Consider the following 21,544-nt stretch of genomic DNA (forward strand, 5'->3'; position numbering starts at 1 on the left):
CGAGCTGCCCGGTCGGCCAGAGCTAGACAAGTTCCATCCCCCCGTCGATGGTGAAGGAGGAACCGGTCACGTATGCCGCTGCGCGAGAAGCAAGGAAGACCGCCAGCGGGCCGAGCTCCTCGGGTTCCGCGATCCACTTCAGCGGCACGTTCCGCAGCATCTGCTTGAGCATGGCGGGGTCTTTCATGCCTTCGGCCGTGATCTCGGTGTTGAAGTATCCCGGCGCGATCGCGTTGACCGTTACACCGCGCGAGGCCCATTCACGAGCCAAGGTGCGTGTAAAGTGCGCCACTGCTGCCTTCGAGGTGACGTAGGCGGTGTGGCCGGGGACCGCTCGCACTGCCCAGGAGGATGACACGTTGATCACCGTTCCACTGCCACGCTCGACCAGGTGGGCACCGACGGCTCGCGTCATGTCGGCCAACCCAATTACGTTGGTGTGGACGATATTCTCCCAGTCACTACTCTTGGTTTCGAGGAATGGTGTCGGGTAGTGGATGCCTGCGTTGTTGACCAGGGTGGTGACTTCCCCGAATCGTTCGATCGCCCGCGTCAGGACATGGCCGCCCGCGCCGTCCTCGCCAATGTCAGCGCTGACCGCGAGCACACGCTTCCCTGTCGGGTCGATTGCCGCACACGCCTCGTCCAGCGACGACTGGGAACGCGAGACGAGCACCACTCGCGCACCGGCATCGACGTACGCCGCCGTGATCGCTCGTCCGATGCCTCGGCTGGCACCTGTGACGATCGCGGTCACACCATCGAGCACGTCCGGTGCCCACATCGGTCGTCGGTCAGTCATGGTTCCTCACTCCGTCATCGATCGTTGTGTTCATCGCGCAGGCGCTTCTTGTCGAACTTGCCCACACTTGTCCGGGGGATCGTGTCGATCACGACCACGTCCTCGGGGATCCACCAGCGCGGGACGCGATCAGCGAGATAGTCTGCGATTTCATTGACAGATACCGGCGCAGACGACGTCGCCGTCACGTAGGCAACCGGGCGTTCTCCCCAACGGTCGTCAGGCCTGGCGATCACGGTCACTTCACGGACCAGCGGGTGCTCGCCGATCGCGTTCTCCAGTTCGGCCGATGGGATCCACTCACCACCGGACTTGATCATGTCCTTGGTCCGGTCCACGATGCGGATGACGCCTTCGTCGCTGATCTCCGCGACATCACCGGTCCGCAGCCATCCGTCCTCTGTGAACTGGGACTCGGTGCCAGGCGGGCGTCGGAAGTACTCACCCGTGATGGTCGATCCCCGCACCTGCAGTTCTCCGCCCATACTGTCGTCGACGCGTACGTCGACGAGTGGCATCGGCCGGCCCTGGCTCAGGCGGAGGTCCATCAGAGCCTGTCCGGAGGCAGTGCTGCGATGAGGGACGCGACCGACTGCGACCAACGGGTTGGCCTCCGTCATTCCGAATCCTTGGACCATGGGGATGTCCAGTTCGTCGAACCGTTTGAGGAGCGCGGCGGTCAGTGGTGCGCCACCGGCCACCACCATCCTCAGCGATGACAGGTCCGGCAGTTGGTCGAGCTCGCCCATCCCATGCCAGATTGTCGGGACACCGGCAGAGACGGTCGCGCGTTGCTCCGACAAGACCGCTGCCATCGCTTCCGGCGCGGTAAGCGGGCCGGGTAGGACTAGGCGTCCACCGGCCAGCAGGGTTGCGTAGGGAAGCCCCCAGGCATTCGCGTGGAACATGGGGACAAAGGGAACGACGACGTCGCTCTCGCAGATTCCGTAGAAATCCGGCAGGCTTTCGAGCACCGTGTGCAGCATCGTCGACCGGTGCGTGTAGACAACCCCTTTGGGTCGTCCAGTGGTACCGCCGGTGTAACACATCGTGCAAGCCGCTGACTCGGGGAACCGCGGGAACTCGAAGTCCTCGTCGCCCGAGTCGACGAAGGTTTCATAGTCCAGGTCGTCGGCTTCGAGTGCTGTTGCCGACCTTCCGATTACGATCCGACGCACGCCGTCGGGAAGTGCGGGCAGCCTGTCGCTGAGGTCGGATTCGACAACGACGACGCTGTCCTCGGCGTCATTGATGATGAAGGCCAACTCGTCCGCGTGCAGCCTGATATTGAGCGGGTGAATGACTGCCCCGATGCACGGGGCCGCAAGGTAGAGCTCCAAGTGCTCCTGGGTGTTCCACGCGAAGGTGGCAACCCGATCGCCTTCCTTGATGCCCAGCGTCGAGAGGGCGGAGGCAAGCTTGCGCACGCGTCTCATCAGAGTTGCACAGTCGATCTCCGAGCTGTGCCCGTCGGCGCCGTAGGATACGATGACCTGGTTCCGGAAGAGCTGCTCTGCACGAGTGACGATGGCGCTCAGCAAGAGCGGTTCGTCCATCATCGTGCCGGGAAATTGTGGCATCCGCCCGAATTCCTGCGATGACATGTCCCTCATGTCCGATGACCGCCATCCGGCGTCCACCGGTCCGAAACGGTCATGAGCGCGCCCAATCATAGAAGCCGCTTCCCGTTTTGCGGCCAAGTTTGCCCTCGTCGACCAATCGCCGGAGGATGGCTGGGGGCTTGAAGTGCTCCCCCACTTCTTTCTCGAGGGTCTCCGCGATCGCGAGCCTGACGTCGAGACCGACGATGTCCGTCGTCTTCAGGGGTCCGATCGGGTGCCGATAGCCCAGTGTCATCGCCAGGTCGACATCTTCAACCGAAGCAACGCCGTCCTCGACCATTCTCATCGCCTCGAGTGCCAACAACACGCCAAGCCTCGACGAGGCGAAACCCGGGGAGTCCTTGACCACAATGGCAGTCTTGCCCAACCCTTCGGACCAACCCCGGACTTGTTCCACGAGCACGCTGTCCGTCTGGCTCCCGACGACGATCTCGATCAGTGCGCTGCTCGGTACCGGGTTGAAGAAGTGAAGTCCAAGGAAGTTCTGGGGCCGTGTGAGCCCCCTGGCAAGGACATCGATGGAGATCGCGCTGGTGTTCGTCGCGAGAACGGCTTGTGGCGCTGCCTTCTCGATGCGCTGGAGCACGTCCCTCTTCAGGGGCACCGACTCCGGAACGGACTCGATGACCAATTGCGCTTGATGTACTGCGGCAATCTCGTTCACGACCTGCAACGAATCGATGAGTGTTGCACGGTCGCCGATTCCGGGATTCTTGTCGACCGCCTTCGTGACGCTTGCGACGATGCGGTCGCGGGTCAGGTTCGCAGACTCGGCGTCCTTCTCGACCACCGTGACGTGCGCGCCGGAAACGAGCCAGGCGTGGGCGATCCCACTACCCATCCGCCCGCCACCGAGCACGCCCACGTGCGCAGGACTGGTCACGGCGTCCGTCACGGTCGCCGTCATGACAGTGCCCGCACTGGCGTGGTCTGATTCGACACATAGATGGATCCGTCGCTCGCCATCCGTTCGATGTCGGCGTCGGCAAATCCGAGTTCACACATCACGTCATACGTGTGCGCGCCCAGTTCCGGGAAGCGCTCATTCCTGGGCTCCGGAACCGACCCCAGTCGGAACGGACTCCGGACGGTTACCATCGATCCCTCGCTGCCCGGAACCGAGAGCAACGACCCACGGAATTGCACCTGGGAATCCTGCACCACCTCGGAAAGGGTCTGCACCGCCGAGACGGGTACATTCACGCGCGTCAGCCGCTCGATCCAGACACTGGCCGGCTCCGTCGCCAACACCCGGGCAACGTGTTGTCGAATTCGTTCACGTCCCAGCTGACGGTGGGCGTTCGTCGCCAGTTCTGGGTCATTGGCCAACGCGTCGAGTCCTATTTCGTACGCGAAACGCTTCCACATGTCGTCATTGCCGATGGCAACCACGATCGAGCGATCAGCTGTTTCGAATGGTTGGTAGACGGCCAGGACCGAATCGGTTCCACCACTCGGCGTCGGCTCCACTTCCCCGGCATGAAAGGAGGCGATCCGGGGCGCCATGAGGGCCAGGTCGGTCTCGAACAACGACACGTCGACCACATCACCGATGCCTTCGCGGAAGCGCCTCACCAAGGCCGCATTGATCGCCATTGCGGCGGACATCGCCGTCGCAATGTCGGACAGCGCGGTCGAGACTCGTTGCGGCGCACCTCCCCGTGCGCCGGTGACCGACATCAGCCCCGAGCGCGCCTGCGCAACGAGATCGTATCCGGGGCGATCCCGGTGCGGCCCGTCGGAACCGAACCCCGACAGCGCGCAATAGACCAACTGCGGGAAACGCGCGCAAAGGGTTTCGGGGTCGATTCCCAGAGACGTCAGCTTCACGGGATTCATGCTCTCCACGAACACGTCGGCGTCAGCCAGTATGCGGAAGAGGACTTCACGTCCGTCCTCCGATTTCAGGTTCAACGCCACCGAGCGTTTGTTCCGGTTGGCCGCTGCGAACCAGGCAGACTTGCCGTCGACGAACGGTGGACCCCATCCTCGGGCTTCATCACCCGCCACTCGCTCGAGCTTGATTACAGTCGCCCCAAGATCGGCGAGGTACATCGAGGTAGTCGGTCCGGCGTAGGACGTCGACATGTCAACGACTGTCACCCCGGCCAGTGGCCCCGCATTCGCTTCAGCTGTCACACTCTCAAGCTATCCATTTGTGCACACGTACGTCAACTCTTTACAAGCGGAAGTTTTCTGCACCATAGTTCACAGCGCGTAAAGGTGTGAATATTTCGGCAGTACAGGAAGACACGCAGGCACGGGGACAGGCGCGCGTGTAGGACAGCTCGTCGCTCCTCGCCGCGCGAGCATCGCCGAACGCCTCACGCGTGACGCCACCTTCACGCTGGTAGCGGGGGATCGTCCGGCGATTAAACCGGCGTCGCTGTGCCTCGGCCGCGATAGCGGGTGCGGGCCCTCAGGTCGCCGGACAGCAAGCCCGAAACGATGGTGGCCGGGACTCCAGGTCCGGGATGCTGCGCGCGTTCGCGGCCACCGAAGTCGTCGAAACCACCCCCCCGTGACGCACCGGAACTGTGTCGGCGTACTACGCCCGATCCAAATGTGGTCAATCGATCGTATTTCGGGATGTTTCGTATCAGGAGCAGCCGACGATACGGAGTGCCATCTCCTGATAGCGATCGCCGATCTCCTCGATGGTCCAGATCCCGTCCTCGCGGTACCAACGACACACGTCGAACCCGAGAGACAGCAGTGCGAGCGCCGTCATCGGCAGATCGACGACGCGGAAGTCCCCCGACTGGACCCCCTCGATCAGGATGCCGCGGACGATCGACTCCAGTTCACGCCGGTAGCGCGAGATCTCCTCGCGGTGCTCGCGCGTCAGAGCACCGATCTCGAAGTTGACGACTCGAGCCTGCTTCTGGAACTGCGCGTGGTAGCGGGAGTGGTCTCGCACGACGGCACTCAATTTCTCTGCGGCAGTGCCCTTGCGTGCCGCAGCTTCCCGGACGATCTCGACGATCGTCCGGTGCCCATCGACCGCCAATTGGAAGAGTAGGTCTTCCTTTGTCGAGTAGTGGACAAACATTGCGGCCTGGCTGATCCCGGCCTCGTCGGCGATGTCACGCGTGCCGGTCCCGTGGTACCCCTGTACCGCGAAGGTGTCCAGGGCGGCAGCGAGCAACCGAGCCCTGGTTGCCTCGCCGCGGACGTTGCTGCGTCTCGCCACGGGCGCATTCGCTCGACCCTCTGCCATAACCCACCTGCTTTGCGTTTTCGACCGACGAGAAGTGAGTGTACGTGCCCCTGGATCACTCAGATCCCGGACAGTTCATGATCACCGTCTCCGATGATATGACGAACACCACTACAAAACCGAGAAAATTATATGATCGTCCGATCACAAAGGTCTCAATTCTTGCTATCGTCAGGCACCATGACTGCACCTATCACCCCGCCCTCCGACCTCTTCGACCTGTCAGGGCAGCACGCCGTCGTCACTGGAGCCTCGTCAGGCCTCGGCCGCCGCTTCACCCAGGTACTCGCCGCAGCAGGCGCACAGGTCCTGGCAGTGGCACGACGCGAAGACCTGCTCGCCACGCTGGCCGAGGAGAACGCCAATGTCACCGCATTCACGGCCGACCTGTCGCGCGAGGAAGACCGCGCAGCCACATCCAGCCGAGCCCTCGAACTCTTTCCAGCGGTGGACGTCCTGGTGAACAACGTCGGAATCAGCAACATCGTTCCGGCCGAAGACGAAACCGTGAGCGACTTCGAGTCCGTCCTCGGCTTGAACCTCGTCTCGGCATTCAGCATGAGCCAGCACCTTGGCCGCAGCATGCTCGACCATGGCGGTTCAATCGTGAACGTGTCGTCGATCCACGGGGCGGTTTCCTCTGCGCCGATCAACCAAGCAAGCTACAACGCATCGAAGGCCGGGCTGATCGGCCTCACCCGCGAACTCGCCGGTCAATGGGGACGACGCGGCGTCCGTGTCAACGCTCTTGCACCTGGATACTTCAAGAGCGAGCTGACCGCACCGATGTGGAGCGAGCCCTCGACGCTCGCCTATCTCAAGCGCAACACGGCGCTGGCGCGCGGCGGAGAAGCTGGAGAACTCGACGGCGCCCTGCTCCTCCTGGCCAGCCGAGCCGGCAGCTACATCACCGGCACCACGCTGTTCGTCGACGGCGGCTGGACCAGTCGGTGATCCTGTGATGTCGAATGCCGACCAGACAACCAATCCACTCCCCCTGGGCCTCGCCGAATGGATGGACAGGGCCGGTGTCGGGTCCGGACCCATAAATCGGGCTAAGGTCCTGACCGGTGGCACACAACACCTCATGATCGGATTCGAACGAGGCTGTGAGCGCTACGTCCTGCGCCAAGCTGCGGAGGCAGGGTCGTCAGAGGCCAGGGTCCTGCAGCGCGAAATCCGGGTGCTCTCAGCACTGTCCGGGAGCGCCGTACCCCACGCCCGCCTGGTCGCGTCCGCCGTGGATGGAGACGAGACAGTCGGTCCGACCTTCTACCTCGTCGAGTACGTCGAAGGCGTGAATCTGATGGTGACCGAACTGCGGTCTGCGGACGCAGCCGTTACGGACGCCATGGCATTCGGGATGGCCTCGGCCCTGGCCAGTCTCACAAAGGTCGGGGTGGAGAACGGGCCCTTGCAAGGCCTGGGACGGCCTGATGGCTTCCTGGCTCGTCAGCCCCACCGGTGGTTGAGCGCCATCGAAGACCATGCGCGCACGTCCGGATGGGACGGGATCAGCCCGGTGGAAGTAGAGCCGATCATTTCGTGGCTCGAGGACCACCTTCCAGATCCCTTGCAGCCCAGCCTGATCCATGGTGACTACCAGGTCGCAAACGTCCTCTTCCACCCCACCGCCGGCGCACCGACCGCCATCGTCGACTGGGAGATGGCCACCGTGGGCGACCCCCGAGTGGATCTCGGCTGGATGCTGTCGATCTGGCCCGAGAGGCCAGAGGAAGCCGATCTGTTCGGGTCTGCCCTGGGACGGCGCCCGCACCTGCCGTCAGCAACCGCTGTTGCACGCGAATACGAAACCCACAGCGGGATCGATCTATCCGCCCTGCCCTGGTTCCGGGTCATGGCGGCACTCAAGTTCGCCGTCGTCCTAGAAGGCGGCTACGCCGCCGCGCTTCAGTCCGGCCACGTCGACCCCAAGACAGCACAGTTGCACGGCTACGCCCGCGCGCTGTTCGACCGAGCCCTGCGATGGCAGGCCCAGGAAAGGAACCTCTGATGCAGGTCCCGCAACTGACCGAGACGATGACCGACTTCATGATCTCGTCGGTCTATCCCGCGGAGGCGGTGTACGCGCGCCAGCTCGAGGAGCTGGGCGATCCCCATGCTCAACCTCCCGTGATGGAGGAACTCAAGGCGGAAGCGCGCCGAAGGGGGTTGTGGAACCTCTTCCTCCCGCATGCCGAGCCCGGCCACACCCCCCTGTCCAACGTCGAATACGCACCGATTGCCGAGATCGCGGGACGCAGCTTGCATTTGGCCCCGGAGGCCATGAACTGCTCGGCTCCCGACACCGGGAACATGGAGTTGCTCTCACTCTTCGCCAGCCCCGAACAGAAGGAGCGATGGCTCGCTCCCCTGCTCGATGGAAAGATCCGGTCCTCGTATGTCATGACGGAACCAGAAGTGGCCTCCGCGGACGCGTCCAACATCTCGTTCACCATCGAACGAGACGGCGACGAGCTCGTGCTCAATGGCAAGAAGTGGTGGATTTCGGGCGCAGGCCGCCCTGAGTGCACCCTGCTGATCGTCCTCGGTCTCTCGGAGCCCGAAGGCTCCAGGCACGCACGCCACTCGGTCGTCCTGGTCCCCAAGGACACGCCGGGCATTACCCTGGAGCGCGAGCTGACTGTTATGGGATACCACCCCCACGACAGTCACATGGAGATCAATTTCGACAACGTCCGGGTTCCCGCCTCCAGCCTTCTCGGGAGGCCCGGCCAGGGCTTCGCCATGGCCCAAGCCCGGCTCGGGCCCGGGCGGATCCACCACTGCATGCGTCTGATCGGCATGGCTGAACGCGCTCTGGAGATCATGGTCCACAGGACTTCGTCCCGCGTCGCCTTCGGCGTACCCCTCGTCGATCAAGGCGTGATCCGCGAGTGGATCGCTGACTCGCGCGTGGAGATCGACCAGGCGCGGCACTACACCATGCACGCCGCGCACCTGATGGACACGGTCGGGAACAAGGCAGCCGCCAGCGAGATCTCAGGCATCAAGGTGGTAGTACCTTCCATGGCCACCCGGGTTATCGACCGCGCCATCCAGGCATGCGGCGCTGCCGGCCTGAGCCAGGACTTCCCCTTGGCCCGACTGTGGGTCGAAGCGCGCACGGTCCGCTTCGCGGATGGTCCCGACGAGGTCCACCGACGCGCGGTGGCCCGCACCGAGATCAAGCGCCTCCAGTCCGCCCTGGACGGCGAACGCCCGACTCTCGCCCACCACCTGCGACAGGAGCAGAACTCGTGACGAAGAAGATGGACGGCCACGTCGCCGTCGTCACGGGAGGGAGCCGTGGACTGGGCGAGATGATGGTGCGCGCCTTCGCTGCCGAAGGCGCCAATGTCGTGATCGCCAGCCGCAAGCTCGAACCGTGCGCGGTCCTCGCGGAGAGTGTCCGCGAGGAGTACGGCGTCGAGACCCTCGCCATCGACGTAAACGTGAGTAAGTGGGACCAGTGCGACAAACTCGTCGAGGCCGTCTACGCACGGTTCGACAAGGTCGACGTTCTGGTGAACAACGCAGGCATGTCGCCGCTCTATGACGACCTCACGTCCGTCACGGAAGAGCTCTTCGACAAGGTCGTGGACGTCAACCTCAAGGGTCCCTTCCGGCTGGCTGTCCTGTTCGGGGAACGCATGCGGCGTGACGGTGGCGGCAAGATCGTTAACGTCGGATCGATCGAAGCGATGAGCCCGCAGCCGGAGGCGCTGCCGTACGCGATGGCGAAGTCCGGGGTGCACGCGCTCACCGAGGGCCTGGCCCGGGCGCTCGCTCCGCAGGTACGGGTCAACACCCTGCAGCCCGGCCCGTTCCTCACCGATATCTCACGAGCCTGGAGCCCCGAGTTCAAGGCAGGCCTCGATCGGCGTACGAGTCTCGGCCGATGCGCCGATCCCGCGGAGATCGTAGGCGCCGCAATTTATCTCGCAACGGATGACTCGTCCTACACCACAGGCTCCTTGCTGCGCGCCGACGGAGGCTGGTCATGAGCAGCGAGAGCCTCCCGCCAACGGGGCACCCGGCCCAGCCATCCCTTCCACTCACAGGCGTGCGCGTCATCGAACTCGGCGGAATCGGACCGGGACCGTTCACCGGGATGATGCTGGCAGACCTCGGTGCCGAGGTCATCCGGCTCGACCGACCGGGCTCCGATGGGTCGCAGGACATGCTGTCGCACCAGGTGCTGCTGCGCGGCCGGCGTTCGCTGGCCCTGGACCTCAAGAAGCCCGAGGGCGTAGAGGTCGCACTGCGGCTCAGTGCCGCGAGCAACGCAGTATTCGAGGGGTTCCGGCCCGGAGTCGCCGAGCGCCTCGGTATAGGCCCGGAGGACATCCATGCACGAAACTCTCGGGTGGTCTACGGGCGGATGACAGGCTGGGGGCAGGAAGGCCCCATGGCCCACGTCGCCGGCCACGACATCAATTACCTTGCGGTGTCCGGTGCCCTCCATCCCCTGATCGGCGTCGAGCAGGCGCCGAGTCCGCCGTTGAATATGCTCGGCGACTTCGGCGGCGGTGGAATGCTCCTTGCCTTGGGGCTGCTGGCAGGTCTGCTCGAGGCCCGGACCACCGGGGTCGGGCGCGTCGTCGACGCGGCCATCGTCGACGGGGTCGCACTACAGACCGCCATGCTTCACGCTATGCGGAACTCAGGCGACTGGTCGGAACGCCGCGGCACCAACCTCTTCGACGGGGGAGCTCCGTTCTACCGGTGCTACGAGACTTCTGACGGGCAGTGGATGGCGGTCGGGGCGGTTGAACCGAAGTTCTACGAGCGCCTGGTGCACACCCTGGAACTGGACGAGGCACTTCCCGCGGGCGAGCAGTACGTGACCGCCAACTGGGAGCCGGCCAAGGTCATCGTCGCCGACCGGTTCAAGAGTTGCAGCCAGGCCGAGTGGGTCGATACCTTCAAGGGCGTCGATGCCTGTGTCACGCCTGTCATCGCCCCGTGGGACGTCCTGGAAGAACATGGCGGCATCGGCGCACGTAGCTATGAGAACCGCGGGTTTCCCGAGCCGCGTCCCGCTCCTCGCTTCGGCGGCGCACCGTCACCCACACCACAGGCTCATCGGGCAGTCGGGAGCGACTCTCGCCGAATCCTGGAGGAGGCCGGCTACAGCCTCGATGAGATCGAGCAACTCGTGAGCAGCGGCGTGACCGCTCAGGCGTGAACCAGCGCTGACCTCACCACGCGTTTCAGGGACCCGTTGATCGGGTCCCTGAAACGCGTTCAGCCAAGTTTCAGGACACGGGCGGCGTTCTCGCGCAGAAACTTCGGCCAGACTTCGTCCTTGAGAGGTAGGTCGGGAAGCTCGGCAAAGATCCGGCTGATATCGAGGCCGTAAGGGTGGTATCCGCCGTACATGACCTTGTCCGCGCCGCGGCTGTTCGCGTACGCCAAGATTTCCTTCGGATAGTACTTGGGCGCAAAACCACTGGTGGAGTAGTAGAGGTTGGGGTACTTGAGAAGTAGCTTGATCGTCAGGTCGACCCACGGCTCGCAGCAGTGTCTGAAGACGAACTTCAGCTCCGGAAAGTGTAGGCAGACCTCGTCGACAAGTCCTGGGTGCTGGACGTCGAACGGCACCCGTGGTCCGGGCACACCACCGTTGACGAAGATGGGAATGTCGAGCTCGATGCACTTGGCATAGATTGGGTAGCACCGCTTGTCGTTGATGGGGCGCGGTGGATTCAGGATGGCGGGCATGAACTGGGCAGCGACGATGCCCAGGCGCTCGTGGGCGTCCTGGAGGGCCCGCACCGACTGCATCCCGTCATTTGGGTCCACCTCGAAGGCGCCGACCAGCCGATCGGGGTACTTCAGGATGGCCTGCTCTTCCAGCGCGTTGCCCGGATGGACCGGGATGAGTCCCACTTCCACCCCGTGCTCGTCCATGCGCCGCAGCAGGTCCTCGGCGGTGGGTTCGTCCTGCTCGTCGGGGATGTCCTTGAACATGTAGCGGATGTGCTCGTGGAAGTTGTCGGGATCATCGGTTTCACCAAAGTCCGAGGGGAAGCCGATGAGTGTGTCGATGACCCCGATGTCGGTGGGCATGGCCATGTTCAGATGCCTTCCATTCTGGGAAAGATTCAGCGGATCTATCGGGACGGGTCAGGCGCTCGCGACGGACGGCGCGTAGGCGTCCTTGAGTTGGTTCTTCCGCACCTTGCCTGAAGCAGTTCGTGGCAGTTCGTCGACCACAAAGATTTCGGAAGGAACCTTGTAGGCAGCCAGCCGTCCTGCACAGTGTGCAATGAGCTCGTCACCCGTGGCGCTCGCCCCTGCCACCAGCTCGACGTAGGCGATTCCGACTTGGCCGACGCCCACGTCTGCGACTCCGATCACCGCAGCGGTCTGGACCGCGGGATGCGACACGAGCACATTCTCGGCGTCGATCGTGTAGACGGTGGCACCGGATCGCTTGTAGGAGTCCTGGTTGCGACCGAGGATCGTGATGTACTCACGATCGTCCATGCGCGCCAGATCACCCGTGCGCAGCCACCCGTCGATGAATGCCTTGTCTGTCGCTTCGGGATCATCGAGGTATCCGACGGTCATGCAGTCGGTCCGGATGAGCAGTTCTCCCACGGTGCCGTGCGGCACGGTCTCCATCGGGTCCCCGATGTCCACGACCTTGGCGCCACCACCCTCATGAATTCGACCGACGGTCGTCGAAACATCTTCCAATGTCGCACCGAGAGGGGTGTAGGCAGAAGTTCCGGACTCGCTCAACCCATATCCAGCCATTAGGCGTGCCTCAGGGAACGCTGCTACCAGACGATGGGGAAACTCGGGTGAACTCGTCGTGCCACCGAATCCGATGATGCGCACCTGGGGCATGGTGTCACCCGCGAGTTCGTCGACGAGTTGCTCCTGCTGGGCAGCGACCCCCCACAAGTGGGTGCAACCCTGCTGTCGCATCCGGTCCAGGACCGCAGGCGCCTTGAAACGCTCCTCGAGAAGAACTCCGGAGCCCGCAGCGAGCGGGACCATCGCCTGCAACCAGCATCCGTAGATCCAGTAGAGGGGCGCCCAGAAGATGGAGCGATCTCCGGGCCCGAGCTCGAGATGCCGGGCGAATCGTCGCCCTGCGGTGACAATTGCGCGGTGGGTCTGCATGACGCCCTTGGGTGCCCCAGTCGTGCCAGATGTGTAGATCACCAACGCGACGTCGTCGGGTTCGACTGCCGCCACCTGACGGGCCACCTCTTCCGCGTCCATCGTGTCAGCGGCCTCGAGTACCGAGTCCCAAGTGCGAGTATCGGGCGGCCACGGGCTGTCGCCGACGCCGACCAGACGCTCGATCCGGACCGATGGCAGTATCTGCTCGAGCTTCTCGATCGTGCTGCGACCCACCACCGTGTCCGCCCAGATCAGCGTCGAGACCTGCGAGTGGTTCAGGAGGTTGGTCAACTCCGGGGCAGTCAGCATCGTGTTCAACGGAACCAGAACGGCCCCGAGCGAGGTCACGGCGTACTCGATCTCCAACCACAGGGCACAATTGCCCATGAAGAGCCCGACCCGCGCCCCCGGCTCGACTCCCAGCGCCGCAAGCGCACGTGCAGTGACCTCGACCCGATCCGCGAGTTCCCCGAAGGTGGCCTCTTCCCCCGGCCTACCCAGCCAGAAACCTTCCGGCCACGCCGCAGCAGCGCCAGCCACCGCGGCGGGAATCGTCAGGGGCAAGTCCGTGCCCTCGATCTGCGCCAACACCATGTCATACCTCCGCCACGCAACTTTACTATTGGTACAAATCTTAACACTCTGCCACATATTGTGAAGGGCTCCGGCGAGACCGTGCCCTGCACGCGACACTCAGACCTGAAGGTCGACCAATAGGGCGGACCATCCCCGGCGCATCTGCAGTCAATGGCCCGGCTGCGCTAACCTATGCAACTTTCCGCACAGTTGACAGATTCGGCACAGCCTGATCAAAATGACCTGATCGACTGATCATAAACTCATCCCTGACGTGATGAGCGTGCGGTGTGTAACAAACTTCGAGGGAGATGTGCCATGGCTGACCGGTGCTCAAGGTATGGACGGGCGAATACCTTCGCCAAACGCGTGGCCCAGGCATCTACGGCGGTCCTGTTGACGGCCGGCCTGACAGCATGCGGCGGTAGTTCGGGAGCCGACGACTCCAAGATTCAAATCGCCGTGCTTGCCCCACTCACGGGAGGGTATGCCGCCGATGCCAATCCGAAGGCGATCGAACTGGCAGAAAAACTGATCGACGCCGATGGCGGTGTCGACGGCAAGGAGGTGGAGGTCACCGTGTATGACGCAGGCAGCGAACCTCAAACGGCCCTGAACGCTGCGAACCGGGCCGTTTCCGATCAGGTCGACATCGTGGTGGGCGGCATCACCACCTCCCAGCTCAAGGCGATCGAACCGATCATCGCGCGAGCGAAGATCCCTCACCTGCACCTGGCTAACGTCGGAGGTGACACCGCCTACAATCTCAATCCCCCCCAGACGGCTTCGGCCGAAGCGACGGTGAAATTCGCCCAGGACGTCTTGAAGGCCGAGGACGCGGCAGCCCTCACGACCAGCGACGAGGGCAGCTTGTCCAACGCTCAGGACATCCTCGATGCCGCCAAGAAGGCTGATCTCCCGATCACAGTCGATCAGGACGTGGCACCAACCGCCACGGACATCACCCCACAGGTTCGAAACATGAAGGATGTCGATGTCATTCTTCAGACCACCGTGCCCTCAATCGACACGATCACGATCCGAACCATGACTCAGAATGCGATCGACATTCCGATCATCCTGTCCCTGGGCGGGATCTTCCAGGTCACCAGCCAGCTGACGCCGGCTGATCAGCTCGACAATGTCTACATCAACTCCATCTGTGCGGCTTCCGTCCCGGTCGAGAGTCAGGACAACGAGAAGGCGAAGGCGTATCTGGAAGCGTTCTCGAAGGAGTTCGGCGACGACCTCGTCCAGAGCCCCCTGGCGCCGCGGTTCTACGACGCCGTCAACGTCGCTGCCCAGATCGTATCCAGCGCAGATTCGGCTGAGGAACGGATCGAGTACATCGACTCGTCCTTGGATTATGACGGGGCCTGCGGCAAGTACAAGTCCAATGACTCGCACTATCTGGGCGCGCCCGAGAACGCCTTCGTCATGTCCGCCGCAGACGGGAAGCTGACTCGCGCCGCCTGACGCGATTGCCGTGAGGACGGATCGCGTTTGCCGGTGGACGCTGGCCTGATCACCGTTTCCGATAACCCCTGCATTTCGAAAGGCACAACATGATCGTCAACGACAGCGTTGCTCTGGTCACCGGCGGCGCCTCCGGCCTCGGACTCGCCACCACCAAGGCCCTGCTCGCCGACGGCGCCAGCGTCGTCATCATCGACCTGCCCTCCTCCAACGGTGAGACCGTCGCCAAGGAACTCGGCGACCGCGTGCGCTTCGCCGCCGGCGACGTCACCAGCGAGGCCGACGTGTCCGCCGCACTCGACATCGCGGAGTCCCTCGGCCCGCTGCGGGTGGTCGTCAACTGCGCCGGCATCGGCACCGCCATCAAGACCCTCGGCAAGAACGGCGCGTTCCCGCTGGCCGAGTTCACCAAGACCGTCACCGTCAACCTGATCGGCACGTTCAACGTGATCCGCCTTGCCGCCGAGCGGATCTCGAAAAACGGGCCGATCGACGGCGAGCGCGGTGTCATCATCAACACCGCCTCCGTCGCCGCCTACGAGGGCCAGATCGGTCAGGCCGCGTACTCCGCATCCAAGGGCGGCGTCGTCGGAATGACCCTGCCGATCGCCCGCGACCTCGCGTCGCTGCTGATCCGCGTCAACACCATCGCGCCGGGCCTTTTCAAGACCCCGCTGCTCGCCGCCCTTCCGGAAGCCGCGCAGCAGTCCCTCGGCGGCCAGGTGCCGCACCCCTCACGTCTCGGCGACCCGTCCGAGTACGGCGCCCTCGCCGCGCACATCGTGTCAAACCCCATGCTCAACGGTGAGACCATCCGTCTCGACGGCGCCATCCGCATGGCACCGCGCTGATCTGCATTCCCACCAGCCAGCAGTGGATCTTTGACGAGACAACTCGAAAGCCCGGCGCGAAGGGCGTTTCTCAGGCCTTCGCTGGTCGCCGCAGGTCAGCACCCGCACCCTGCGGTTCGCCGATAGACCGGAGGCACGCACACGCACGGTCGGCCCGCACCGCGCCGGGCCGGCATCGGAATGACCCGAAGGATTCCAGCGCACCTCCACTCGAGCACGCCACAGCCGAAGGTCCTCGGCGTCCCGTACCTGCACCGCTCGGTCCGCCGAGCTGGTGAACCTGACTAGACAGCCACGAATTCACCACATGCACCTGCGAGGAGCACCACCATGAAGATCGGCGTCCTTCGAGAGGCGCGGCCCGACGAAACCCGCGTCGCGGCAACACCAGCTACAGTTGCCCAGTTACTCAAGCTCGGTTACGACGTAATCGTCGACCCCGGAGCCGGTACCCCGTCGTCCTTCTCCGACGATGCATACCGCGAGGCGGGTGCCTTCATCGGAGACGCCCTCACCACGGACATCGTTCTTGGGGTGAATGCCCCGTCGAACCACCAACTCGATGCGCTGAACCCCGGGGCGACGCTCATCAGCCTCCTGGCACCCGCCTTCGACCCGGATCTGGTGACCGACCTCGGCAGGCGCCCGATCACCGCATTGGCGATGGACGCGGTGCCGCGTATCTCGCGGGCCCAATCGCTCGATGTGCTCTCGTCAATGGCCAACATCGCCGGCTACCGCGCGGTGGTCGAGGCCGCACACGCCTTCGGCCGATTCTTCACCGGCCAGGTAACCGCGGCCGGCAAGGTTCCGCCGGCCAAGGTACTCGTCGTCGGTGCGGGAGTCGCCGGTTTGGCGGCAATTGGTGCGGCCGGCAGCCTCGGCGCCATCGTACGCGCGACCGACCCCCGGCCCGAGGTCGCGGATCAGGTCAAATCCCTTGGAGGAGAGTATCTGTCGATCGACTCCTCCGAAACGGAGGTGTCGGCTACTGGATACGCCAAGGAAATGGGCGACGACTACAAGACCCGCGAGGCGCAGCTGTACGTCGAGCAGTGCAAAGATGTCGACATCATCATCACCACCGCCCTGATCCCGGGCCGTCCGGCACCGCGGATCATCACCGCGGAGATGGTCGCGTCGATGAAGCCGGGCAGTGTGATCGTCGACATGGCGGCGCAGAACGGCGGCAACGTCGAAGGCACGGTCAAAGGCGAAGCGGTCGTGACAGCGAACGGTGTGACTGTCATCGGCTACACCGACCTGCCCGGCCGCCTACCAGCACAGGCGTCCCAGCTGTATGGCACCAATCTGGTCAATCTGCTCAAGTTGATGACGCCAGGGACCGACGGGCAATTCGTCTTGGACTTCGACGACGTCGTCCAGCGCTCCATTACCGTTGTCCACGACGGCGATATCACTTGGCCTCCCCCACCGGTTTCGGTCTCTGCCGCGCCGGTCGCGTCTCAGTCCACCGCCGCCCCGGTTCGGGAGTCGCCCGCGAAGCAGCCGATGTCGGCCGGTCGCCGGCTGGGCACCGTATTCGCCGCGGCGACGGCACTGTTCGCCCTGATTGCGATCGCGCCGACCGCGTTGCAGATACATCTGACAGTCTTCGCGCTGGCAATCGTGATCGGCTACTACGTCATCGGCCACGTGCACCACGCGCTGCACACCCCGTTGATGTCGGTGACCAACGCGATCTCCGGAATCATCGTGGTCGGTGCACTGCTTCAAATCGGACAGGGCGACTCCGTGATCACGGTGTTGTCGTTCGCGGCGATTCTGCTGGCCAGCATCAACATTGTCGGTGGCTTCGCGGTGACCCGCCGCATGCTTGCCATGTTCTCCCGCAGCTGACCCTGCGCACGACTTCGGAGTGGATCCCATGATTTCCATAGAAACCGCCGCCTCGTCGGCGTACATCGTCGCGGCATTGCTATTCATCCTGGCGCTGGCCGGGCTGTCCAAGCACGAGACGTCCAAAGCCGGGAACACCTTCGGCGTCACCGGCATGGCCGTGGCCTTGGTCGCAACCATCGCGCTCGCGATCGACCGAGATATCGAACCGCTGGGACTGGCACTGCTGATCGGTGCGACGGCGGTGGGTGCCGCGATCGGCCTGTGGCGTGCCCGCGTCGTGAAGATGACCGGCATGCCCGAATTGATCGCGCTATTACATTCTTTCGTGGGTCTGGCCGCCGTCTTGGTCGGCTGGAACGGCTACCTACATGTGGAGTGGCACCCGAATGGTGTCGAGGCCGACCTCCTCCACGGGGCGGGCCTGCTCGGCATCCACTCGGCCGAGGTCGCAATAGGCGTCTTCATCGGAGCGGTCACCTTCACCGGCTCGATCGTCGCCAATCTCAAGCTCTCGGCACGGATGAAGTCCACCCCACTGATGCTGCCGGGCAAGAATATTCTCAATGTTGGTGCGCTGGTGCTCTTCTTCGCGCTCACCGTGTGGTTCGTCGCCGACCCGGCCCTGTGGCTGCTCGTTGCAATCACCGCACTCGCGCTCCTGCTGGGCTGGCATTTGGTCGCCTCCATCGGCGGCGGCGACATGCCGGTCGTTGTGTCCATGCTCAACAGCTACTCCGGCTGGGCGGCCGCCGCATCCGGCTTCCTCCTCGGCAACGACCTACTCATCGTCACCGGTGCCTTGGTCGGTTCATCCGGTGCGTACCTGTCCTACATCATGTGCAAGGCGATGAACCGATCCTTCATCTCCGTCATCGCCGGCGGCTTCGGCATCGAGGCTGCCCCCGCCTCCGACAAAGACTACGGTGAGCATCGCGAAATCACCGCCGAGAGTGTCGCCGAACTTCTCGGCTCAGCCGATTCGGTGATCATCACCCCCGGATACGGCATGGCCGTCGCCCAGGCCCAGCACGGTGTCGCCGAGCTCACCCGCAAGCTCCGCGAGCGCGGTGTCAATGTCCGGTTCGGGATCCACCCCGTCGCAGGCCGCCTCCCCGGCCATATGAACGTGCTACTGGCGGAGGCCAAGGTGCCCTACGACATCGTGCTGGAGATGGACGAGATCAACGACGACTTCGACAACACCTCCGTCGTCCTGGTCATCGGCGCCAACGACACCGTCAACCCGGCCGCGGCCGAGGATCCGGGAAGCCCGATCGCGGGCATGCCGGTCCTCACTGTGTGGGAGGCAGACAACGTCATCGTGTTCAAGCGTTCCATGGCCTCCGGCTACGCCGGAGTGCAGAACCCGCTGTTCTACCGCCAGAACTCCGCGATGCTGTTCGGCGACGCCAAGGACCGAGTCGAGAACATCCTCCAGGCCCTCTGACCACCACATTCCGGTCCCCACCGGGGCCGTCACCAAGGTCCGGCGCGGCACGCCGTCCAAACTCGTCATCGAACGCGAATCTTCAGTGTGCCGGAATCGGCGCGCACAGAATGCATCTTCGGTAACGGCCTTCATCGCACCCCAGAGCGCATCTGGAACTCGGGGTGATCGGCGTGTGACTGGTGAGGAATGGGTGAACTCCTGGGAGGTCAGTACTATCTCCACCCGGCAACACCACCGGCAGCGGTGGCCGACCCGACAAACACGGTCCGCCCGGGAGTATGGCATGGGATTCTCGACGCGTGACGTGATCGGGCGCGGGTCCATTGCGGTCGGCGGCACCAACGGCTGCTACTGGTGGTCGTGGTAACCATGCCCGGGATTCTTCGACCGCGACGGTGCCATCCGGCTGCCGGCCGCGTTGCGTGCCCGATTCCCGCCGATTATCCTGGTGTGGGCGACGGCGAGTATGCCGGACGCCTGACCGACCGGACCGAAACGGGTTGCCTCACTGACGGTTTAGGTCGTCTCACGAACAGACGATGTCAGTGGGTTCAAAGGTTCTTCCCCTGCGTTGGGCAGTCGAGCGAACCTTCGCCTGGATCTGTAAACACCGGCGCTGTGTCCGTGACTACGAGACGCGGCCCGACCATCACGAAGCGATGGTGTACATCGCCGTGATCGCCACCTTGTCACGCCGGCTCGCCCGCTCGGCGTGACGTTCCCGGAGTTCTCGGACGCGCTTTCAGGGGACGACGGAAACATGGCAGGAAGGAAGCGGTAGTCCGCAAAGGACATCGTGCGCAGGCTGTGCTGAACCGACGAGGAGAAAGACGCGGTGTTGTGTGCCGACGTGACGGTCGGGTCGTCGGCCGCGCGACAACCAAGGTCGGTGGAGAGCGGGGCCGAGAGGGAATGGAGTAGGCACCGGCAGTGAGGAGCTGGCATATCCGGTGCCCGGGTGCGGCGCCGGCTTTGCCAGGCATGACGTCACGACGACCAGGTACAGGCCCGGACAGGGGCAGGCCTCTCGGCAGCATCAGCCACCGCGAGGCCTGCATGGGAGTTCAGAGTGCTGCCAGCGCCTGTATGAGGGCTACGAGGCGGTCGTCTCGGCCTTGTCCTCGACTGCTCCCCCGACGTCCTTGCGGCCCATATAGGAGTCCATCAGGCGCTTCTGTCCGGCGAGCTCGGCCGCCGTGGCCTCGAGCTGGATTTCACCGTTGGCCATCACATAGGCGCGCTGGCAGAGCTTCAGCGCTGCCTGCGTGTTCTGCTCGACGCACAGGATCGTGACTGAATCACGAATTTGGGCCAAGGACTTGTACATGTCGGAGATCACCAGCGGTGCCAGCCCCATGGACGGCTCGTCCAACAGGAGCATTCGGGGTCCGCCGGCCAACGCTCTACCGACTGCCACCATCTGCTGCTCACCACCGGACAACGCCCAAGACGCCCTGTCCCGCAAGGGAACCAATGCGGGGAACAACTCGTAGATGTCGTCAACGGATGGCCCGGACCGGCCACGGCGGGCGCTCTCGCCAACCTGGATGTTCTCGTGGGCCGTCATCGACTTGAACAGGTGCCGCCCTTCGGGAACGAGCATCAGCCCCGCGCGCGCCAAGGCATCGGGCTGGCGACGATAGACGCCTCCGTCGAACTCGATACGGCCGGTCGACGCAACAGCACCGACAATCGCCTTGAGTGTCGAACTCTTGCCAGCTCCGTTCGGCCCCAGAAGCGCAACTGCCTCGCCCTCGGACACCTCCAAACTCACTCCGTGGACGGCATCGATCCCGTTGTAGGAGACGCGGACATTCTCAATCTTCAACATCGACAACTCCCAGATAGGCTTCGACCACTCGGGAATGGGACCAAATCTCTCGAGGCGGGCCCGTGGCAATGAGTTTGCCTGCTTCGAATACCACGACACGATCGGTGGCGCGGTCGATGAAGTCGATTTTGTGCTCGATGACCACCGTGCACCGGTCGGGGCTGCGAATGGCGCGAATGACGTCGACCAGATCTGATGTCTCGTCGTCATTGAGTCCCGCGGCCGGCTCGTCGAGGAAGATGATCTGCGGTTCACGTGCCAACGCTCGCGCGATCTCCACACCTCGGGCCACCGATAGCGGCTGTGAATCGCACTGCTCATGGAACACGCTGGTCGGCACGTTGGCGGTAACGAGGTACTCAGCAGCCTTCTCGCGCCGCTCTCGCTCCGCGCGCCCCGCTCCCGGTCGGCCGAGCCAGGCTCCGAAGAGCCCCGTCCCGGTGCGGTCGGGCGATCCCAACATGACATTCTCCAGACACGTCAGTTCCGGGTGCACTTGCGGCGTCTGAAAGGTTCGTCCTATCCTGCCCGGCCCCGCTCGGTTACCGATCTTGATGGTGCCGGTGGAGGGAACCAGGCGATTGACGGCGTTCAGGAACGTCGACTTGCCGGAGCCGTTCGGTCCGACGATGCCGACTGTCTCACCGGGAGCGACGCTCAAGGTGACGTTGTCGACGGCAACGACCTGCCCGAAGCGGACTGTCAAGTTC

18 protein-coding genes are annotated in these 21,544 nt (G+C 63.9%); 9 read left to right on the plus strand and 9 right to left on the minus strand.

The window, feature by feature from the left end:
- Nucleotides 1-22 precede the first annotated feature (22 nt).
- The 5 genes from BLV94_RS04870 to BLV94_RS04890 form a co-directional block, all read right to left on the minus strand.
- Nucleotides 23-784: an SDR family NAD(P)-dependent oxidoreductase gene (locus tag BLV94_RS04870; RefSeq protein ID WP_167372124.1), complete on the minus strand. Its 762-nt coding sequence runs from the start codon at nt 782-784 to the stop codon at nt 23-25.
- Nucleotides 785-816: 32 nt separating this feature from the next.
- Nucleotides 817-2,406 (minus strand): long-chain-fatty-acid--CoA ligase, encoded by a 1,590-nt coding sequence (locus BLV94_RS04875; protein WP_167372125.1) that lies wholly within the window; start codon nt 2,404-2,406, stop codon nt 817-819.
- A 49-nt stretch (nt 2,407-2,455) separates the two neighbouring features.
- The gene (locus BLV94_RS04880; RefSeq protein WP_174705537.1) at nt 2,456-3,331 is read right to left on the minus strand and encodes a 3-hydroxyacyl-CoA dehydrogenase family protein; all 876 of its coding nucleotides are present in this window, start codon (nt 3,329-3,331) and stop codon (nt 2,456-2,458) included.
- Nucleotides 3,328-4,563, minus strand: coding sequence for a CaiB/BaiF CoA transferase family protein (locus BLV94_RS04885; protein WP_072946492.1), 1,236 nt, complete (start codon nt 4,561-4,563; stop codon nt 3,328-3,330). Before BLV94_RS04885 ends, BLV94_RS04880 begins: the two co-directional genes overlap by 4 nt.
- A 460-nt stretch (nt 4,564-5,023) precedes the next feature.
- Nucleotides 5,024-5,617 carry a TetR/AcrR family transcriptional regulator gene (locus BLV94_RS04890; RefSeq protein WP_208613690.1) on the minus strand — a complete coding sequence of 198 codons (594 nt, stop codon included), beginning with the start codon at nt 5,615-5,617 and terminating at the stop codon, nt 5,024-5,026.
- 207 nt (nt 5,618-5,824) lie between these two features.
- Between BLV94_RS04890 and BLV94_RS04895 the strand changes: the two genes are divergently transcribed.
- From BLV94_RS04895 to BLV94_RS04915, 5 genes are read left to right on the plus strand one after another with little or no spacing between them, the layout of a single operon-like run.
- Nucleotides 5,825-6,598, plus strand: coding sequence for an SDR family NAD(P)-dependent oxidoreductase (locus tag BLV94_RS04895; RefSeq protein WP_072946490.1), 774 nt, complete (start codon nt 5,825-5,827; stop codon nt 6,596-6,598).
- 7 nt (nt 6,599-6,605) lie between these two features.
- Complete coding sequence (locus tag BLV94_RS04900; RefSeq protein WP_072946529.1) at nt 6,606-7,658, plus strand: phosphotransferase family protein; 1,053 nt, start codon at nt 6,606-6,608, stop codon at nt 7,656-7,658.
- The gene (locus BLV94_RS04905; RefSeq protein WP_072946489.1) at nt 7,658-8,908 is read left to right on the plus strand and encodes an acyl-CoA dehydrogenase family protein; all 1,251 of its coding nucleotides are present in this window, start codon (nt 7,658-7,660) and stop codon (nt 8,906-8,908) included. The genes BLV94_RS04900 and BLV94_RS04905 overlap by 1 nt, the downstream gene beginning before the upstream one ends.
- Nucleotides 8,905-9,651 carry an SDR family NAD(P)-dependent oxidoreductase gene (locus BLV94_RS04910; protein ID WP_307718323.1) on the plus strand — a complete coding sequence of 249 codons (747 nt, stop codon included), beginning with the start codon at nt 8,905-8,907 and terminating at the stop codon, nt 9,649-9,651. The genes BLV94_RS04905 and BLV94_RS04910 overlap by 4 nt, the downstream gene beginning before the upstream one ends.
- A 59-nt stretch (nt 9,652-9,710) precedes the next feature.
- Nucleotides 9,711-10,835, plus strand: a complete 1,125-nt coding sequence (locus tag BLV94_RS04915) for a CaiB/BaiF CoA transferase family protein (RefSeq protein WP_244163508.1) — start codon at nt 9,711-9,713, stop codon at nt 10,833-10,835.
- A gap of 59 nt (nt 10,836-10,894) precedes the next feature.
- On the opposite strand, the gene BLV94_RS04920 is transcribed toward BLV94_RS04915, so the two are convergent.
- Both BLV94_RS04920 and BLV94_RS04925 read right to left on the minus strand, forming a co-directional pair.
- Complete coding sequence (locus BLV94_RS04920) at nt 10,895-11,725, minus strand: amidohydrolase family protein (RefSeq protein WP_072946487.1); 831 nt, start codon at nt 11,723-11,725, stop codon at nt 10,895-10,897.
- 51 nt (nt 11,726-11,776) lie between these two features.
- Nucleotides 11,777-13,381 (minus strand): class I adenylate-forming enzyme family protein, encoded by a 1,605-nt coding sequence (locus BLV94_RS04925; protein WP_072946486.1) that lies wholly within the window; start codon nt 13,379-13,381, stop codon nt 11,777-11,779.
- 351 nt (nt 13,382-13,732) lie between these two features.
- On the opposite strand from BLV94_RS04925, the gene BLV94_RS04930 reads away from it, so the two are divergent.
- The 4 genes from BLV94_RS04930 to pntB all read left to right on the plus strand — a co-directional run bounded on the left by BLV94_RS04930 (nt 13,733) and on the right by pntB (nt 19,000).
- Complete coding sequence (locus tag BLV94_RS04930) at nt 13,733-14,839, plus strand: ABC transporter substrate-binding protein (RefSeq protein WP_072946485.1); 1,107 nt, start codon at nt 13,733-13,735, stop codon at nt 14,837-14,839.
- Nucleotides 14,840-14,928: 89 nt separating this feature from the next.
- Nucleotides 14,929-15,690, plus strand: coding sequence for a 3-hydroxyacyl-CoA dehydrogenase (locus BLV94_RS04935; RefSeq protein WP_072946484.1), 762 nt, complete (start codon nt 14,929-14,931; stop codon nt 15,688-15,690).
- 330 nt (nt 15,691-16,020) lie between these two features.
- Nucleotides 16,021-17,550, plus strand: coding sequence for a Re/Si-specific NAD(P)(+) transhydrogenase subunit alpha (locus BLV94_RS04940; protein ID WP_072946483.1), 1,530 nt, complete (start codon nt 16,021-16,023; stop codon nt 17,548-17,550).
- Between the two features lie 28 nt (nt 17,551-17,578).
- Nucleotides 17,579-19,000: a Re/Si-specific NAD(P)(+) transhydrogenase subunit beta gene (pntB, locus tag BLV94_RS04945; RefSeq protein ID WP_072946482.1), complete on the plus strand. Its 1,422-nt coding sequence runs from the start codon at nt 17,579-17,581 to the stop codon at nt 18,998-19,000.
- A gap of 1,096 nt (nt 19,001-20,096) precedes the next feature.
- Here the strand turns inward: pntB and BLV94_RS04955 are convergent.
- Entirely contained in the window at nt 20,097-20,834 is a 738-nt protein-coding gene (locus BLV94_RS04955) for an ABC transporter ATP-binding protein (protein ID WP_072946527.1), read from the minus strand.
- Entirely contained in the window at nt 20,821-21,540 is a 720-nt protein-coding gene (locus BLV94_RS04960) for an ABC transporter ATP-binding protein (RefSeq protein ID WP_167372127.1), read from the minus strand. The genes BLV94_RS04955 and BLV94_RS04960 overlap by 14 nt, the downstream gene beginning before the upstream one ends.
- Between the last annotated feature and the right edge of the window lie 4 nt (nt 21,541-21,544).

Source organism: Rhodococcus koreensis (assembly GCF_900105905.1).
In the GTDB taxonomy this organism is placed as follows: domain Bacteria; phylum Actinomycetota; class Actinomycetes; order Mycobacteriales; family Mycobacteriaceae; genus Rhodococcus_F; species Rhodococcus_F koreensis.

What these genes read in the sequence shown, in the direction of transcription:
- BLV94_RS04870 (WP_167372124.1), bottom strand. Translation starts at nt 784, where the DNA reads ATGTGGGCACCGGACGTGCTCGATGGTGTGACCGCGATCGTCACAGGT.
- BLV94_RS04875 (WP_167372125.1), bottom strand. Translation starts at nt 2,406, where the DNA reads ATGTCATCGCAGGAATTCGGGCGGATGCCACAATTTCCCGGCACGATG.
- BLV94_RS04880 (WP_174705537.1), bottom strand. Translation starts at nt 3,331, where the DNA reads ATGACGGCGACCGTGACGGACGCCGTGACCAGTCCTGCGCACGTGGGC.
- BLV94_RS04895 (WP_072946490.1), top strand. Translation starts at nt 5,825, where the DNA reads ATGACTGCACCTATCACCCCGCCCTCCGACCTCTTCGACCTGTCAGGG.
- BLV94_RS04900 (WP_072946529.1), top strand. Translation starts at nt 6,606, where the DNA reads ATGTCGAATGCCGACCAGACAACCAATCCACTCCCCCTGGGCCTCGCC.
- BLV94_RS04905 (WP_072946489.1), top strand. Translation starts at nt 7,658, where the DNA reads ATGCAGGTCCCGCAACTGACCGAGACGATGACCGACTTCATGATCTCG.
- BLV94_RS04920 (WP_072946487.1), bottom strand. Translation starts at nt 11,725, where the DNA reads ATGGCCATGCCCACCGACATCGGGGTCATCGACACACTCATCGGCTTC.
- BLV94_RS04925 (WP_072946486.1), bottom strand. Translation starts at nt 13,381, where the DNA reads ATGGTGTTGGCGCAGATCGAGGGCACGGACTTGCCCCTGACGATTCCC.
- BLV94_RS04935 (WP_072946484.1), top strand. Translation starts at nt 14,929, where the DNA reads ATGATCGTCAACGACAGCGTTGCTCTGGTCACCGGCGGCGCCTCCGGC.
- BLV94_RS04940 (WP_072946483.1), top strand. Translation starts at nt 16,021, where the DNA reads ATGAAGATCGGCGTCCTTCGAGAGGCGCGGCCCGACGAAACCCGCGTC.
- pntB (WP_072946482.1), top strand. Translation starts at nt 17,579, where the DNA reads ATGATTTCCATAGAAACCGCCGCCTCGTCGGCGTACATCGTCGCGGCA.
- BLV94_RS04955 (WP_072946527.1), bottom strand. Translation starts at nt 20,834, where the DNA reads ATGTTGAAGATTGAGAATGTCCGCGTCTCCTACAACGGGATCGATGCC.